At 37.0% G+C, this 17769-nt stretch carries 15 protein-coding genes; 7 read left to right on the top strand and 8 right to left on the bottom strand.

Annotation, left to right across the window (positions count from 1 at the left end; genetic code table 11):
* The 6 genes from F4V57_RS01235 to fdx all read left to right on the top strand — a co-directional run bounded on the left by F4V57_RS01235 (position 1) and on the right by fdx (position 4867).
* Complete coding sequence (locus F4V57_RS01235) at positions 1 to 1218, top strand: IscS subfamily cysteine desulfurase (protein ID WP_070069937.1); 1218 nt, start codon at positions 1 to 3, stop codon at positions 1216 to 1218.
* A 68-nt stretch (positions 1219 to 1286) separates the two neighbouring features.
* Complete coding sequence (gene iscU / locus F4V57_RS01230) at positions 1287 to 1670, top strand: Fe-S cluster assembly scaffold IscU (protein WP_070069938.1); 384 nt, start codon at positions 1287 to 1289, stop codon at positions 1668 to 1670.
* A 42-nt stretch (positions 1671 to 1712) separates the two neighbouring features.
* Positions 1713 to 2033: an iron-sulfur cluster assembly protein IscA gene (iscA, locus tag F4V57_RS01225; protein ID WP_070069939.1), complete on the top strand. Its 321-nt coding sequence runs from the start codon at positions 1713 to 1715 to the stop codon at positions 2031 to 2033.
* A gap of 75 nt (positions 2034 to 2108) precedes the next feature.
* The gene (hscB, locus tag F4V57_RS01220; RefSeq protein WP_070069940.1) at positions 2109 to 2630 is read left to right on the top strand and encodes a Fe-S protein assembly co-chaperone HscB; all 522 of its coding nucleotides are present in this window, start codon (positions 2109 to 2111) and stop codon (positions 2628 to 2630) included.
* A 20-nt stretch (positions 2631 to 2650) separates the two neighbouring features.
* Complete coding sequence (gene hscA, locus F4V57_RS01215; protein WP_070069941.1) at positions 2651 to 4525, top strand: Fe-S protein assembly chaperone HscA; 1875 nt, start codon at positions 2651 to 2653, stop codon at positions 4523 to 4525.
* A gap of 3 nt (positions 4526 to 4528) precedes the next feature.
* A complete protein-coding gene (fdx, locus tag F4V57_RS01210) occupies positions 4529 to 4867 on the top strand; it encodes an ISC system 2Fe-2S type ferredoxin (RefSeq protein WP_070069942.1) in 339 nt (112 codons plus the stop codon).
* 22 nt (positions 4868 to 4889) lie between these two features.
* On the opposite strand, the gene F4V57_RS01205 is transcribed toward fdx, so the two are convergent.
* The 5 genes from F4V57_RS01205 to F4V57_RS01185 all read right to left on the bottom strand — a co-directional run bounded on the left by F4V57_RS01205 (position 4890) and on the right by F4V57_RS01185 (position 15480).
* The gene (locus F4V57_RS01205; protein WP_070069943.1) at positions 4890 to 6383 is read right to left on the bottom strand and encodes an adenylate/guanylate cyclase domain-containing protein; all 1494 of its coding nucleotides are present in this window, start codon (positions 6381 to 6383) and stop codon (positions 4890 to 4892) included.
* A gap of 28 nt (positions 6384 to 6411) precedes the next feature.
* The gene (locus tag F4V57_RS01200; RefSeq protein WP_070069944.1) at positions 6412 to 6846 is read right to left on the bottom strand and encodes an HIT domain-containing protein; all 435 of its coding nucleotides are present in this window, start codon (positions 6844 to 6846) and stop codon (positions 6412 to 6414) included.
* 114 nt (positions 6847 to 6960) lie between these two features.
* Positions 6961 to 10416, bottom strand: coding sequence for a transcription-repair coupling factor (gene mfd / locus F4V57_RS01195; RefSeq protein ID WP_141729237.1), 3456 nt, complete (start codon positions 10414 to 10416; stop codon positions 6961 to 6963).
* 105 nt (positions 10417 to 10521) lie between these two features.
* The gene (locus F4V57_RS01190) at positions 10522 to 12738 is read right to left on the bottom strand and encodes a TonB-dependent siderophore receptor (RefSeq protein WP_070069945.1); all 2217 of its coding nucleotides are present in this window, start codon (positions 12736 to 12738) and stop codon (positions 10522 to 10524) included.
* Positions 12739 to 13365: 627 nt separating this feature from the next.
* Positions 13366 to 15480: a TonB-dependent receptor gene (locus tag F4V57_RS01185; RefSeq protein ID WP_081409206.1), complete on the bottom strand. Its 2115-nt coding sequence runs from the start codon at positions 15478 to 15480 to the stop codon at positions 13366 to 13368.
* Between the two features lie 445 nt (positions 15481 to 15925).
* Between F4V57_RS01185 and F4V57_RS01180 the strand changes: the two genes are divergently transcribed.
* Positions 15926 to 16162: an SEL1-like repeat protein gene (locus F4V57_RS01180; RefSeq protein WP_070069946.1), complete on the top strand. Its 237-nt coding sequence runs from the start codon at positions 15926 to 15928 to the stop codon at positions 16160 to 16162.
* 377 nt (positions 16163 to 16539) lie between these two features.
* On the opposite strand, the gene F4V57_RS14990 is transcribed toward F4V57_RS01180, so the two are convergent.
* The 3 genes from F4V57_RS14990 to msrB all read right to left on the bottom strand — a co-directional run bounded on the left by F4V57_RS14990 (position 16540) and on the right by msrB (position 17720).
* Positions 16540 to 16662 (bottom strand): hypothetical protein, encoded by a 123-nt coding sequence (locus tag F4V57_RS14990; RefSeq protein WP_264754219.1) that lies wholly within the window; start codon positions 16660 to 16662, stop codon positions 16540 to 16542.
* 159 nt (positions 16663 to 16821) lie between these two features.
* Complete coding sequence (locus F4V57_RS01170; protein ID WP_070069947.1) at positions 16822 to 17304, bottom strand: glutathione peroxidase; 483 nt, start codon at positions 17302 to 17304, stop codon at positions 16822 to 16824.
* The gene (gene msrB, locus F4V57_RS01165) at positions 17301 to 17720 is read right to left on the bottom strand and encodes a peptide-methionine (R)-S-oxide reductase MsrB (protein WP_070069948.1); all 420 of its coding nucleotides are present in this window, start codon (positions 17718 to 17720) and stop codon (positions 17301 to 17303) included. Before msrB ends, F4V57_RS01170 begins: the two co-directional genes overlap by 4 nt.
* Between the last annotated feature and the right edge of the window lie 49 nt (positions 17721 to 17769).

Raw genomic sequence — 17769 nt, 5'->3', positions numbered from 1 at the left:
ATGAAGCTCCCAATTTATCTTGATTATGCTGCGACAACCCCTGTTCTTCCTGAAATTGCCGAGTCAATGATGAATTGCCTGACGTTTGAAGGTAATTTTGGTAATCCGGCATCTCGTTCACATGCATACGGTTGGCGTGCTGAAGAAGCCGTTGAAGATGCGCGCCAACAGGTTGCAGATCTAATCAAAGCAGATCCACGGGAAATCGTTTGGACATCTGGTGCAACTGAATCCGATAATCTGGCCTTAATTGGTGTGGCTCAATTCTATAAAAATAAAGGTAAACATATCATTACCTCCAAAATTGAGCATAAAGCAGTTCTAGATACCTGCCGTTATTTAGAAACTGAAGGATTTGAAATTACCTATATTGAACCTGAACCACGTACTGGCTTAATTTCTCCTGAAAAGGTACAGGAAGCATTACGTCCAGACACCATTCTTGTTTCATTAATGATGGTAAATAACGAATTGGGTACGGTTACTGATGTCGAAGCAATTGGTGAACTCACTCGTGCCAATAAAACTTTTTTGCATGTTGACGCTGCACAGGCTGCCGGGAAAATTGACATTGACTTAAGTAAAATCAAGGTTGATCTCATGAGTTTTTCCGGTCACAAGGTTTATGGACCTAAAGGCATTGGCGCACTATATGTACGCCGTAGCCCACGTGTACGTTTAAAAGCTTTAATTCATGGCGGTGGTCATGAACGTGGTATGCGTTCTGGCACACTGGCAACCCATCAAATTGTTGGTATGGGACATGCTTTTGAAGTTGCCGGCAAAACCATGCAAGCCGAACAACAACGTATTCGCCAATTACGTGACAGACTCTGGAATGGTTTGTCCGAAATGGAAGAAGTTTATTTAAATGGTCACCCTACTCAGAACGTAGCCAACTATTTAAATGTTAGCTTTAACTTTGTAGAAGGTGAATCTTTAATGATGGCTTTAAAAGACATTGCAGTATCTAGTGGTTCTGCATGTACTTCTGCTACATTAGAACCTTCGTATGTATTACGCGCTTTGGGTCTATCAGATGAATTGGCACATAGTTCAATCCGTTTTAGTTTTGGTCACTATACGACTGAGGCTGATATTGATCACGTGATTGAAGTAACCAAAACAGCTGTAGCAAAATTACGTGAACTTTCACCACTTTGGGATATGTTCAAAGAAGGTGTTGATTTTTCAAAAGTGGAATGGGCTGAGCACTAATTCACTTGAATTTATGCATTTTCACCCTTATTTAAATATTAGCTGACCCCGAGGTATGGAGAAGCATCATGGCATATAGTGATAAAGTAATTGACCATTATGAAAACCCGCGTAACGTAGGTGTTTTAGATAAAAACGCTGAAAATGTGGGTACAGGAATGGTGGGTGCGCCGGCATGTGGCGATGTTATGCGTTTACAAATTCAAGTAAATGATAACGGTGTCATTGAAGAAGCGCGTTTTAAAACCTATGGTTGTGGCTCGGCAATTGCATCAAGCTCGCTCGTTACGGAATGGCTAAAAGGCAAAACACTGGACGAGGCTCAAGCAATCAAGAATCTTGATATTGCGCAAGAATTAGCATTACCACCAGTTAAAGTTCACTGCTCTGTTTTAGCTGAAGATGCAATTAAAGCTGCGATTGATGATTACCGTAACAAACGGGCAAAATAAATTGCCTGTTACAGATAATTAGCAACTATTTAGGAGAATTGTATGATTCATTTGACTGAAAGCGCCGCACAGCATGTTGCTAATTTTCTGGCTAATCGTGGCAAAGGTGAAGGTATTCGCATTGGTATCAAAACTTCTGGTTGTTCAGGTTTAGCCTATGTGCTTGAATTTGTAGATGAAGCTGATCCACATGATGAAGTCTACGAAAATCATGGTGTTAAGGTTTTTGTTGATCCTAAAAGTCTAGTCTATATTGATGGACTGGAAATGGATTATATTAAAAATGGTCTCAATGAAGGCTTTGAATTTAATAATCCGAATCAAAAAGGTGAATGTGGCTGTGGTGAATCATTCACTGTATAACTGCCAGATTCTTATCTAGACAAAGCCAATAAATTTTGTTGGCTTTTCTTTCATTCATTAATCAGAAATTCCGCTATGACTTATTTTGATTTGTTTGATCTGGAGCCTAGCCTGGATCTTGATCTTGATGCTTTAAAAACTAAATTTCTGGCACTACAGCAGCAATATCATCCTGATCATAATCAAGATAATATTGAACAGGCTGTCACAGAATCAAGTGAAATCAATCAAGCCTATACCATGCTGAAGCAGATTGATAGTCGTGCAGCTTACCTTTTAAAATTACAAAAACAGGATGCAGGTCTGGAGCAATCTATTCATGACTTTGAATTTTTACAATCTGCTCTAGATATGCGTGAACAACTAGACGAAGCAAATACTGTAGAACAATTACAACAATTGCGTGAAGAAATTCAACAATGGGTTGACAGTCTAATCCGCGAATTTAAGCTGGATTTTTCAGCACAGGATTGGAGTGAAGCACGCGATACGGTGCGTAAATTACGTTTCTTTCGTCATGTCCTTGCAGACATAGACAAAGCTGAAGACAAGCTGTTCGATGACGATCAGTTTTCAACATTGGATGATGATTTTTAATTTTTACTACGGACTCCTTTATGGCTTTATTGCAAATTGCGGAACCCGGCCAATCCAGTAATCCTCACGAACATCGTGTAGGTATTGGTATTGACTTAGGCACGACAAACTCTTTAGTTGCAACAGTGCGCTCAGGGACACCTAGCATATTAAAAGATCATCAACAACATAGTTTGCTGCCTTCAGTCGTACATTTTGCTGAAAATGATGTAATTGTAGGTTTAGCAGCTAAAACTTTTATCAATCAAGATGCCAGCAACACCATTGTCTCTGTAAAACGTTTTATGGGACGTTCCAGAGCAGATATTCGTTTTCAACATCCCTATCAGCTTGAAGGTTCTGATCAGGACATGCCAAGTTTTGTGACATCCCAGGGAAATAAAACACCAGTTGAAATCTCAGCACATATTCTTGCAGCATTAAAACATCGTGCTGAACAAAACTTGGTCCATGATATTACCGGTGCAGTCATCACGGTTCCGGCCTATTTTGATGAAGCACAACGACAAGCTACACGCGATGCAGCGCAGCTTGCAGGTTTAAATGTTTTACGTTTACTGAATGAGCCGACTGCTGCGGCCATTGCCTATGGACTAGATCAAAATACCCAACTTCAACAAGACCAAAATTTTGCGATCTATGATCTAGGTGGAGGTACTTTTGATATTTCAATATTACGCTTTTCAAAAGGCGTGTTTGAAGTATTGGCTACAGGCGGTCATACTGCTTTAGGTGGTGATGATATTGATCGGTTAATCGTCAAGTATGCCAAACAGCAATTTTCTCTGGAAAGTCTTTCTAATCAACAACACACTGAATTAATGCAGCTTGCAAAGGCAGCCAAAGAGCAGTTAACTACTGAAAATACAGTAAATTTAATCTTTAATACGCATCACTTAACATTGACCCAAGACTTACTTCAACAAATTATTCAACCTGTTACTGATCGCAGTTTGCAAGTATGCCAACGCGTATTACGTGATGCAAAGCTTAAAACTGAACAAATTCAAGCGGTCATTCTGGTCGGTGGTTCAACACGTACGCCCGCAGTACAACATGCTGTTGCTAATTTTTTTCATAAAGAACCTTTATGCAGCATTAATCCTGATGAAGTTGTGGCACTAGGTGCAGCAATTACTGCCAATCAATTGGTGGGTAATAGCAGTGATGGTACACTATTACTTGATGTTACCCCCCTTTCCTTAGGTTTGGAAACGATGGGGGGGCTAGTTGAACGCATTATTCCTCGCAATACACCAATTCCAGTGACTCGCCGTCAGGAATTTACTACTTATCAGGATGGACAAACTGCCATGCTGATTCATGTAGTACAGGGTGAAAGAGATCTAGTCGAACACTGTCGTTCACTTGCTAAATTCGAATTGCGTGGTATTCCACCAATGACTGCAGGTGCTGCACGAATTGAGGTTACTTTTCAGGTTGATGCTGATGGTTTACTCAATGTTTCTGCGCTAGAAACAACTTCCGGTGTACAATCTAAAATTGTAATCAAACCATCATACGGATTGTCTTCTGAAGATACTGAACGCTTATTGCTGGAAGGTTTTCAATATGCTCAGCAAGATAAACTGGCTCGCCATCTACAAGAAACTAAAGTCGAAGCACAACGAGAAATCGAAGCATTAAAGCAGGCATTACAAATTGATGAAGCTTTATTGAATACTGAAGAATCTCAGCGATTACATAGTGCAGTTAAAATTCTTGAACATACAATCGAAGGCGATGATCTGGAAAAAATTGAACAAGCTGTGCAGAATCTAAAAATTTATAGCGATATGTTTGCAGCTATGCGAATGAATCGACATATTGATCACGCCCTTAAAGGTACTCGTGTAGATGACTGGGCAACCACCAGCCAAGATAAGGATCACTAAGCCATGCCACGTATTAAAGTTCTTCCTCATTCACAAATCTGCCCTGAAGGTGCAGAATTTGAAGTTGAGAAAAATAGTAATCTTTGTCAAAGCTTACTTGAGCATGGTATTAAAATTGAACATGCTTGTGATATGTCATGTGCCTGCACAACTTGTCACGTCATTATCCGTAAAGGCTTTTATGAACTGGAAGAAATGAATGATGTAGAAGCAGATTTATTGGATCGTGCCTGGGGTCTTGAACCTGAATCACGTTTATCCTGTCAAGTTAATATCGAAGAAGAAGATCTGGAAGTCGAGATTCCGAAATACACCATTAACCATGCTTCAGAAAATCATTAAGTTTTAAATTGAAAGCCAAATTTTATGGTTTGGTTTTCTCTTTATCTTGTAATTGTTGTTTAAGTTGAAGGTCTGAATCGATCATAACAATGTCTTCCTGCTTTAATGGCACAACCCCATCAAAATCTGTTTGATCTCTTTGTAGCTTTAATCTTTCAATCGTTTTTTCCATAATATCAATGAGTTCTGGATACTGATAAATTGGTGTTTTATCCAGATTTAATAGTAAATTAAATCCTTTATACTCATAATCGTACCAACGGCGATATTTATCTATTGAATCGTGATAATGTTCTATCACCTGCCAAGATTGAATAAACCCAGAAATTCCTTTTAATTTTAAAGGTGGATGTTTAATACATAAAAAATGTTCTCGCACCAAATTAAAGGTTTCATCAGAAATCAAAATTTGATCAACATCAGCAGCAGATTGCAAACGTGCAGCAATATTGGCATCACGTCCTACAATGCTGTAGGCCATACGATGTGACGTACCATAATTTCCTACGTGACAATAGCCTGTAGCAATTCCCATTCGAATATGCAAAGATGCAAAACCCAATTTAATCCAACGCTCACGCAGCACACGCATTTGTTGACGCATTGCAACTGCCATATTCAAACAAGCAATCGCATCTTCCTTGATCCCTCGACTATCTGGGTCACCGAAAAAGATTAAAATTCCATCCCCCATAAATTTATCAATTGTTCCGCCATAGTGTTTGGCTATATCAGTCATGTGTGTAAGATAGTCATTTAATAAAAAAGCCAGATCATCAGGAATCAACTGATCTGAAAGTTCAGTAAACCCCTGAATATCTGAGAAAAATACCGTTAATTTTCGTCTTTTATATTCAATTTTTGCCTCAATTTCTCCACGCATAATAGATTGCCAGACTTGAGTCGGTGCATAACGTGCGAGTTGATTATTTAGATGAACATAACGATTCATTTCATTGAAATAATATAGTTTTTTCTCATGTAACTGACTAATCCTCAAAGTCTGGTAATACATGGTAATTGCGATAAAAGTTAAAAAGGAAATTAAAGATAATACATTTAATTCTAGGCTTGAATTTTTAATATAAGGTTCAAAGCCAAATAATAAAAAACTCGAAATATAAAAAACTGAGATCCCTATAATTGGCGTAAGTAGGATATAAATATAATGAATTTGCCGAAAAATAGCAGAATAAATTAATGCCCCAATAATCGTCATTGATGGGATTAAAGCCATGTGCATGGCAGAAATAAATAAAGCTGTCAGGAAAACATCACTTAAAAATGTAATATTATTTCTTATATCTTTTCCATAATGATATTCAATTTTAGAAAAGGAAAATCGCTCAATAAGTAAAACCAGCAAAGCAACAGGAATAACAACTAAATGGAAGAATTCTATATTTATTTCTGTTACGCTGCTAACTAGCATAATCAGGCTTAAAAGTAGATAACTCAAAAGCCGTAGAAGTTTAATAAACTGATACGGGGCGACATCTAGGAATTTTTTTTTCATACTAGTAATGACGCCGTGATCTGGTTAATTAATCCATTCGCCAGTCAAAAGGCATATCACCCTGCCCTCTTAATGCCAGCATCAGGGTTTGGCGCATGTGTGCCAATACATCTGAAGTATAAGGTACGGCAGTTGTACCCCATACTGGTTTTGGCCATGCAACATCATTTTGATAACGCACCACATGATGAAAATGTAACTGTGGTATCATATTACCCAATGCAGCCACATTCATTTTATCTGCACGGAATACGCGTGCCAACTGACTGGATAACCAACTGGATTCACGAAGAAATTGTTCCTGATCAGCCGGACTTAGCTCGTATAATTCAGTCACTCCAGGTACGCGTGGAATAAGAATTAACCATGGAAACTGCATATCATTCATTAAACGACATGTACACAGCGGGAAATCACCTACGAAAAAAGTGTCTTGGGCGAGTTGTGGATGCAAAGTAAACATATCTTTTCTATAAATAAATGCAATAATTTCGATGCAGCAATACTAACATAGCTATGCTGCACAGGATAAGGGTTTCGATAAAGTTTTATACAATTACTTCACGTTTATGCTGCATTAATGTAATGATGCTAACAATTGATCCAGTAATTGCTGAATAAAATCAATTCGTTTTTGCTGATCTTCCAGATTCACGGTAATTTTTAATTTTTGCCCACCTTCCATTCGATAGAAGGTTGGATTTTTTTGCATCAATTGAATGATAGTAAGTGCCTGTATCGGTGTATCTGGTAGAAAGTCAATATAACCACCACCTTTGGCAATATCAATTTTGGCAATACCTAAGGTTTCTGCTTTTAAACGAATCTGATGGACTAAGAATAGATTTTTTACAGCTTGCGGTAAAAGTCCAAAACGATCAATTAACTCTATACGAATATGATCTAATTTGTCTTGACCACTCACATTACTGATACGTTTATAAAATAAAAGACGTTGATGCACATCTCCCAGATAATCATCAGGAATTAACGCCGATAAGTGTAAAATAATGTCAGCAGTTAAATTCAATGGTTGATCGAAATTCGGAGATTTACCTTTTTGGATAGCTTTTGTTGCCTTTTCCAGCATTTCCATATATAGGCTGTAGCCAATTGCCTGCATACTGCCACTCTGTTGTTCACCCAACAATTCGCCTGCACCACGAATCTCCAAATCTTCTGTAGCAAGCATAAAGCCAGCACCTAACGTATTGGCTCTTTGAATAGCATCCAGACGTTTCTCAGCATCACCTTTTAAATGTTTTACTGAAGGAACCAAAAGATAGGCATAAGCCTGATGGTGCGATCTTCCGACACGTCCACGTAATTGATGTAATTGAGCGAGTCCCAACTTATCTGCACGTTCAATAATGATGGTGTTGGCATTGGGTACATCAATTCCTGTTTCAATAATGGTTGAACAAACCAAAACATTGTACTGTTTGTGATAGAATTGTTGCATGACATGTTCAAGTTCTTTTTCGCGCATTTGTCCATGTGCAACCGCTACTCGAGCTTCAGGCAATAAAACCCTTAAATTTTCTGCTGTACGCTCAATGGTTTCAACTTCGTTATGTAAGAAATAGACTTGCCCACCGCGAAGTAATTCACGTAATACCGCTTCTTTAATGGTGGCATCTGTCTGATCCTGTACAAAAGTTTTGACTGCCAAACGCCTTGCAGGAGGTGTAGCAATAATGGATAGATCGCGCATTCCTGAAAATGCCATATTTAATGTTCTTGGAATTGGTGTCGCTGTCAGTGTGAGCATATCAACATCTGCACGCAACGCTTTGATCCGTTCTTTATCTCGCACACCAAAACGATGTTCCTCATCTACAATCATCAATCCCAAGTCTTTGAATTGTATTGACTCTTGTAGCAATTTATGCGTACCAATGACAATGTCAACTTTTGCATCTTGAATATCTTCAATAATTTTTTGATGTGATTTGTTACTACCAAATCTGGATAAAACTTCAATGCGAATTGGCCAGTCGGCAAAACGATCCCGAAACGATTCATAGTGTTGTTGTGCCAGCAATGTGGTCGGCACCAATACCGCAACTTGCTTGCCATTTTGTGCAGCAACAAATGCCGCTCGCATAGCAACTTCTGTTTTTCCAAACCCAACGTCTCCACAAACCAAACGATCCATTGGTCTAGCTTGCTGCATATCATGTAATGTTGCAGTAATTGCACTGGCCTGATCCAGTGTTTCTTCATACATAAAACCACTAACAAATTGATGATACAAGGCAGAATCTAACTCAAAAGCAAAACCCGGCTTAGCTTGTCGACGCGCATGAATATGAAGTAGCTCCGCAGCAACATCATGTATTTGCTCCAATGCTTTACGCTTGGCTTTATTCCATGCATCTGTACCCAGTTTATGTAGTGGCGCCAAGTCCGGATCACCGCCACTAAAACGACTAATTAAATGTAAATTGGTGACAGGCACATAGACTTTGGCATCATCGGCATAATTAAGTTGCAGGAACTCATGCGTTTCATCATCAATATCCAATGTAACTAAACCGGCATAGCGTCCTACACCATAATCAACATGTACAACTGGTGCACCTATTGATAATTCAGTTAAGCTACGTACCAAGAACTCTTCAGACACTTCTTTTTGATGCTTACGGCGGCGCTGTACTACACGTTGTTCATATAATTGATTTTCAGTAATAATAATCAATTGATCTGGTAAGCATAATCCCCTTTCCAAAGGTGCATCAGTAATTGCAAGTGTGTGTTTGTCCTGTACAAATGTCTGGAAATTCTTTACCACTGCCAAATTTTTTAACTTCAGTGCATCTTTTAATGTTTCACGTCGACCTGCACTTTCAGCAACAATTAATACTGGTTGCTGATGTGTAGCAATATAATCCTTTAAATTATGAAACGGATCTTCCTGCTTATGATCCACATGAAGTTTCGCTGGCTCTATTCCAGTTAAATCAGCACTACCTGCACGTTCCGGTGCTGCATCACTTCCCACAATCATTCTTGGATGCTGATTTAAACGCTGGGCAATTTGTTCTACCCGAACAAAAAGATGATCTGGTGACAAAATAGGCTGATCAATATTATGTCGACGATCCTCATAACGCCGTTCAACTTCCTGCCAGAAATTCTGAATATCTTTTTCCAAATGTTGATTGGTTACAACCATTGCATTTAACGGCAGGTAATCTAAAAAAGTACTCTGTTGTAATTGTTCTGTGCGAAAGAACAACGGAAAATAATACTCAAGTCCTGGACTGGCAATACCATCCATCACATCCTGATATAGTGGATTACGTTTTGGATTGGCCTGTGTAAAAATTTCTGCATAACGATCACGAAAGGTCGAACGACCTTCTTTTAAGGGAAATTCTTTGGCTGGCAAAATGGTAAATGCCTGAATCTTGTCTGTAGTACGTTGGGTTTCTGGATCAAAATAACACAGACTTTCTACTTCATCATCAAATAAATCAATACGAATTGGCTGCTCCTGTCCAGAAGCAAAAATATCCATCAGACTACCACGAACAGCAAATTCACCATGTTCGTAAACAGTATCGACCAAATGATAACCAGCAGTAATCAGTTGCTCACGTTTGCTTTCTATATCAAATTTTTCACCTTGACGGATATCAAAATGTTGACCATATAACCAGTTAGGTGGAACAACTCTTTGCGCCAAAGTAGTTGCAGCCAACAATACAATCCCGGTTTTAGGCATATTGGTGAGTAACGATAACCGCTCAGAAATAATATCTTGATGTGGTGATAGACGATCATAAGGCAAGGTTTCCCAATCAGGAAAAACATAGACTTGCTGACCAAAAAATTCCAGCTCACTTTCCAATTGTGATAAATGTTGATTATTACGGGCAATAATAACCATTAAGGAATGTTGTTGCTGAGCAATCTCACTCAGTAACAATGACCCTGTAGAACCAGTAATTTTTCCAACCCAGCGCCGTTCGCCTTGTTTAAGTTGTTTTAGATTTAATTCAGAAATAGTAGGTTGCAAGAAAGACATCATGGTTGAGAAGATCATGGTTAAAGGAAAATATGAGTTTAATGCTACCACTTAATGCAGGGACAAAAAAGGCAGCCGAAGCTGCCTATAATGAAAATTATGATTTTAAAATTTATATGCCAATGATACTGTATAGGTTCTTGGATCCCCATAAGTATTTGCCCATGTATTTAAACGATATTTTTCGTCTGTTACGTTGGCAATATTTAGTCCAAGGTTGACGTTTTGATTAACTGCATAACGTGCCATAAGGTCTATTAGTGTGAATCCTTCTTGGCGATATGCCTGATAGTTCACACCCGTTGTGCTACGATCATAAAACTCACTTTGCCAATTAATCCCAGCTCCAACAGTCAGTTTTTTATCTAAAATTGGCAGGTTATAAGTCGAAAATAACTTAACTTGCTGTTTTGGAATATCCGTATTGATTCGTGTTCCTGTATTATCTTTTGTTTCTGCTTGAGTATACCCTGCTTGAATATTCCAGCCTGGTAATATTTCTCCTGCAAGCTCAATTTCGAAACCTTTGGTTTCAGCACCTTTTACACCACGATAATAAGAAGTCCCTACTGTAGTCCAACCATTAATAACAGCTGTATCATCCGAAGTATATTTTCCAACTGCTTCGGCTACATTATCCATTTTTGCCTGAAAATATGCTGCACTAATATTCAGACGATTATCGTAAAATGAAAATTTTAAGCCAGCCTCATAGTTATTTCCTTCTTGAGGATCAAGAACCTTATACGAATAATCACGATTGGTTTGTGGTAAGAAAATATTGGTATAACTTGCATAAGCCGTCAAATATGGCGTGAGATCAAAGGTTAAACCAGCATATGGCGTTAATTCATTAGACTCATCAACATGTGAATCTGTTACAGTACCTCTTACAGTATTGGTAGCATGAGTCTTCAAATCGTAATTTGAAACACGACCACCAATAATGATATGTAATGGATCTATAGGATTTAAACGTGTTGCAAGATAAAATCCACTTTGTTCATAATCCTTATTACTTACACCTGTTGCTGTGGTTGCCGAAGCTGGTTGAGCAATTGTGCCATTCCATGTATTTAAATCAATTACTGCACTCGCACTATATCCTGCATATGCATTATTATTGCTTTTTAAGTTTTGATAACTCCCTCCCATCATTAGTTCATGTTCCCGACCAAACAATTGATAAGGTCCATTCACTGAAACATCAAGGCTATGTTCTTCAGGACTAAAATCATTTTGTGAAGCAGCCAGTGAAGCAGTCATGTCTGTATAATTGACCTGAGCAACGCCAATAACACCATACAGTGAATCAATGTCCTGTTTGGTAAAATTATAATTTGCATGAATTTTCCATCGATTTGCAAATTCATGTGTCAATTGTGCAAAAAGATTTAATGTGTCAACTTGACTATAAGCCCAACGCGCATTGGCATTAAATTCACGATTAAATGGCATGATCGTACCATCTGCACCATACATATCCAAACCATGTACCCCTTGACCATCAAGGCGTGAACGACTAAGCATTGCACCTAAAGTCAAAGAGCTTTTATCTGATAGATCCGCATCAACAACACCATACAATAGAGCATTATATTGATCCCCCCAATCTCGCCAAGAATCACTTTGGCCATACGCAGCGACAACACGTCCACGCACATTACCAGATTGAGTTAATGCCCGTTGTACATCATATTCCGAGCGAATAGCATTATTTGAACCAGCACTTATACGCACTGTACCAACTGGATCAATGCTAGTAGCATGTTTTCGGTTCAAACCCACGCTTGCACTCGGATAACCTGCGCCGTTTGTCAAACCAGCTGCACCTTTAATTACAGTTATATTTTCATAAACACTAGGATCTAAATTACTTAATGACGAACCATTCTTGCCACTAGTCGCAGGTGATGTCATAACACCATCAACTTGATAATTGAGAATTTGATTACCTCTTGCATAATAAAAAGTATATTCTCCACCATTACCTACAGCGCCTTGCGCACCAAAACGACGCACATACACTCCAGGCGTTTTTTCTAAAACTTCTTCTACAGTATTTAAATCTTGATCTTCTATCTGTTGCTGAGTAATCACCGTAACTGATTGTGGTGTTTCTTTTAAACTTAGATTCAGTTTGGTAGCTGCCTTACTTTCTTTAACTGTATAAGTATCTTCTTGTTCTACTTGCACTTCCATCGTAGGTAACTGTTTTACTGGATCTTCTGCATACACTGATGTGGCAGCCAAAGCAATTGTCGTATATAAGATATGATTTATTATAGAACTGAGCAAAGTTTGATTTTTCGCAAATTTCATCACCACAAACACCAAATTTAAAGTTAATAATTCTTATTATTGTTTGCAATATACTTATTAGTCAATAACAATTTTTAACATATTAAAACAATTAGAATCTATTAACATTTACTTTAAAAAATAACGGTAAATTAAAATTCAATCACCAAACCATAATTACTTCTCATGGTACATCATACAACACTGATTAAAGATAAATCTATTCTGCAAAATTTTGAGATCTATCTCATATAATTTTATTAAAACCTTTCTTCTAAAAACACCTAAATGATGATCAAGATATGCAGATCTAAAATGGTATTGTATTGATGATAACCATATTTTATTTTCTCAACATGCCACAGCACCCAAATCAAAGATCAGGCTACTTAAAGCATTAGTGGAAATGACTCTAAAATTCATTTAAGGTAAATATTGCAAAGAAATCCAATATATTGTTAAAAATTAATTTATAAGAACTGCTACATGCGATGACAAGCTAAAACACAGAACTATGAAAATTCAGTATTCAGTTTCTTTAGAGTTTATATTTATTTGGTTGTCACCATAAAGTGTCAACATTCTCTGGTAAGATTTAAATAAAAGGCAGCGTATGCTACCCTTTACTTATTCTTGTACTTAAAAAGTTTAGAAGTTGAAAGTCACACCTGCTGTATAAGTACGTCCTTCACCAATAGTGGCATAATTATTACCAAATACGCCTGCCCAATACTTTTTATTTGCGACATTATCCACGCCTACACGCAAAGTAGTGTCCACACCCCCAACTTTGGTTTCATATTTAGCACCTAGATCCACAACAGTATAATCAGGTAATTTAATCGTATTGGCCTGATTTAAATACTGTTCACCAACGTAGGTAGTGTGCGTATTAACACTTAGACCTTCAACAAATGGAATATCATAAGTTAAAGTCAATCCAGCAGTAAAATGTGGAATACCTAGTACAGTTTTTCCTTGATTTGATGCGCTTTTAGTATATTCAGCATCAATATATGCCACACTACCTAACACACTTAGATCATCAATTAGATTACCTGTAACTGTCCATTCCACACCACGAGAACGCTGTTCACCATTTTGTGTTAAATAAGTCTCACCATTTCGTACCTCTTCAAGACTTGCCGCTTTTTCAATTTGATAGAAAGCTAAAGTATTTAACCATGATCCTTGTTGGTATTTAGTACCCATCTCATATTGTTTTGTCTTATAAGGTTTTAAGGTTTGTCCTCCGTTTGCATACCCAGCTGTTTCAGAAACCTTATCACCTTTCGTCAATCCTTCAACATAACTAGTATAAACAGAGAAATTATCTCCAAAAGGTTTCAATACAATTGCTGCACTTGGCGATACACGATGAGTAGAATAGTCCGAAGAACTATCTAAATGATTTTTAATATCCATATCTTGATAACGGGCACCTAAAATCACTTGTAACTTATCATCAAGCATCGACATTTGATCCGTTAAAGCATAGCTTACAAATTCATTATCATCATAACGGTAGGTCTGAGGAGAAGTCGTTTTTACATAAGTAGTATTTGGAGTATAGATATCATCTAAAGTCAAAGCAGAAGATGATCCAGTCGTTTTATACTGAAATGTTTTTTGTGTTAAATAATCCGCACGTAACCCAACAGTATGTTGAATAGCACCAGTATTAAAGATACCTTCTAATCCTGTATTTGCCGTTACACCAATTTCAGACTGTGGTTGGTCATAATAATTAATTGAATATATGCCGTTACGATAATTTACACGTGTTCCAAACATCTGTCCGGAATGCGATTTTTCCGCATAACCTACACCTGCATATCCTTTAAAATCTGGAGTAAAGTTATATTCACCACTTAGCCCAACATAATTACTTTTAATATGACCAAACAAATAAGGTAAATAATTGGTATCGCCTTCGGGTGCGGAAGGAACAGATTGATTGGCATAGGCTGCCAAAGAAATCATTGCAGGTGAACCACCTTGACGATCTTGTTTAATCGAAAAAGCATCAAAATTAATTTTAAATTTATCTGTTGTATAGTCTAAAGCGATAATTCCACTGATATTGGTATCGTCCATACCATCAACAACATGCTCCCCTGTACCATAGTAGGCACTAGTACGAATACCAAATTGTTGATCTTCACCAAAACGTCTTGCTACATCAAAACCAGATTTGTAATAACCACCTTTTTCAATGGAAGCGGAGACTTCTGTTAATTCTTTAGTTGCACGTTTAGTATTGGCAATCACCTTACCTCCCACACCTCCTGTTGGTGACATGCTAGAAACCAAAGCATTTGGACCTTTAATAACAGTAACTGATTCCAATAAATCAGTAGGTGTATTACCAAAAGGTTGCATACCATACTGGCCATTCAAAGCAATTTCATCATGATTAACATCAAAACCACGAATGGTTAAGTTTTCCATCATGTGTCCAGAGTTTGTTGTAGCACGAATGCTTGGATCATTTTTTAATACTTCTGCAACAGTTGAAGCCTGTTGATCTTTAATTCCTTTTTGTGTGTAAGTTAAAATTGAAAAAGGTGTATCAATTAATGATTTTTCTCCTAATACACCTAAATCTGATTTTTGAGCGATCTTCCCTTCATCATAAGTTTCAACAATCAGTGTTGGCAGAACTTTTACATCATCCTCAGCAAATACTGTTACACTAAAACAAGAAAGCGTTGAGAAAATTGCACAATAGATAGATTTTGCAAGTTGTGTTTGATGATTCATTTTGACCCCTTAACTTAAATTGTCACTCAATATTACAACTGATAAATATTATCCTTCTCATATCAATTATTAGTCAATACTTTTCGTTACATATTTTTAATTTTAATAACAATTCACCACGACAATTGAATATATTGATTAATTTTGCTTAATTATCAAAAAAAACTATCCTGGTTATAATTTATGCTCATTTAGAATATTGACATTTATTATGAAACACGATATAAGAGTTAAGACATTTTTATTGTCAAATTGATTGGTGTGCTTTTTCGATACAGCAAAATGACTAGCTTAGTCTCCCAAAAATAACTCAAGCTAATCACCATACCATTACTACATTGTATCGTCATAAAGATGTCATAACTTTGTTAGATACTCATTGTGATAAAAGCATATCAAAAAGTTGGAAGTTGTCCGATCTATTAGAAATATAAAGGAGTCTTAGATGAAACACAAAACAACTGCTGCCCATGAACTTGAGCATTTATACTCAACAGGTGTAAATACAGTACAAACAGAAACCAACTATCGTAATGGTATTGATCAGTTGGAAACAGCTGCACGAGCTGGACATGGTAAAGCTGCTTTATTTTTAGCGCAGTTATATCATCAAGGTTTTCGTGTAGAAAGAGATTTGCAGAAGGCTCAATACTGGCAAGATCTCGCCTATCAACAAGCCTAATAAATGCCACAAATTGTGGCATTTTTAATATCTATAAAATACTATTCGTGTTTTTACTGAAATTTATAAATATCCAAACAATAATAATGAATAAAATTCAACGTAAACCTAGATAATCCCATGCTTACAAAATGTAATATTGAATAAAAAAATTATTACAATATTGATCTTTCCAGTTTAGTCTATTTATTTTTGTGTATCGTTGTTTAATTGGCTCATTTTTCTATTTAATTATGTCACAAAGTTTTGCCAACATTTTAATTAAAAATAGCTAGGTTAAATTAACTACAAGAAATTTCTATTTTGACCGTAACTATACCGAAGAATCAAAATATCCCGCAGCTCGTGATTATAGTTTATTGATTACTTTATGTCGTTTATGGTTGTGCTTTTATGGTGGTGGCATACGTTGCCAATGCTGTTGGAAATGAGTTTAGTTTAACGGATAAAGAAATTGGTTGGCTGACTAGCTGGATTAATTGAAATGACTGTTTGCTCATTATTTATTGGCCAGTTAATTGATCATATTAAGTGTTGTAATCTTATTTCCTCATTTTTCGAAAAATTGGGGAATTTTTGCAATAACTATTATATTCAAATATCCTCAGGTACCATCAAATACTTTATAAAAATATCAATAGTACCTGAAAACATTTTTATTATTGTGCCAGAGCCCTTTCAATATCTTTTTCCAGATGTTCAGGCTTGGTTGTCGGTGCATAACGATCCAGAATTTCACCCTTTCTTCCAATTAAAAACTTGGTGAAATTCCATTTGATATTTTTATTGATAAAGCCTTTGGTTTCTCGGGTTAAATAACGAAAAATGGCATGTGCTTCTCGACCTTTAACATCAACTTTGGCAAACATTGGAAAGCTTACGCCATAGTTCCGTTGACAGAATTGTCCAATTTCTTCATTACTTCCTGGGTCTTGTCCTCCAAACTGATTACAGGGAAATCCTAAAACAACAAAACCCTGATCTTTATATTTCTGATAAATTTTCTCCAAACCGGAAAGTTGTGGGGTAAATCCACACTTACTGGCAGTATTCACAATTAAAATAACTTTTCCCGAATAATCCTGTAAAGATTGCTCTTGCCCTTCTAGGCGTTCGGCTTCAAATTGATAAATATGAGTCATGGATAGTTATCCTCATCGCTATTTTTTTTGCTTTGTAATTTTAATGATGCAGAATTTACACAATAACGTAATCCTGTCGGTTGTGGCCCATCTTCAAACACATGACCGAGATGAGCATCACAATTATGACAAGTAATTTCAATACGATGCATACCATGTGATAAATCAGTCTGTTCATCAATACGTCCATTTTCTACAGGTCGGAAAAAACTTGGCCAACCACATCCTGAATCATACTTTGAATCAGAGGAAAATAATTCCGCACCACAACATCGGCATGTATAAATACCATCAACCTTACTATTCCAGTAACGACCGGTAAAAGCAGGTTCTGTCCCTTTTAATCGCGTAATACGATATTCATCAGGACTCAGTTCACGCTGCCATTCGCGGTCTGTTTTATTGACTTTTCCCATTGCCCGCTCCTTTTCTTATCATATCGAAAATGTCATGATTGCACTTTAA

Origin of the sequence: Acinetobacter qingfengensis (genome assembly GCF_008693185.1) — a bacterium.
Classification (GTDB): Bacteria; Pseudomonadota; Gammaproteobacteria; order Pseudomonadales; family Moraxellaceae; genus Acinetobacter; species Acinetobacter qingfengensis.
The sequence above is the reverse complement of the archived record's forward strand: the minus strand, read 5'-3'. Positions and strand labels throughout refer to the sequence as shown.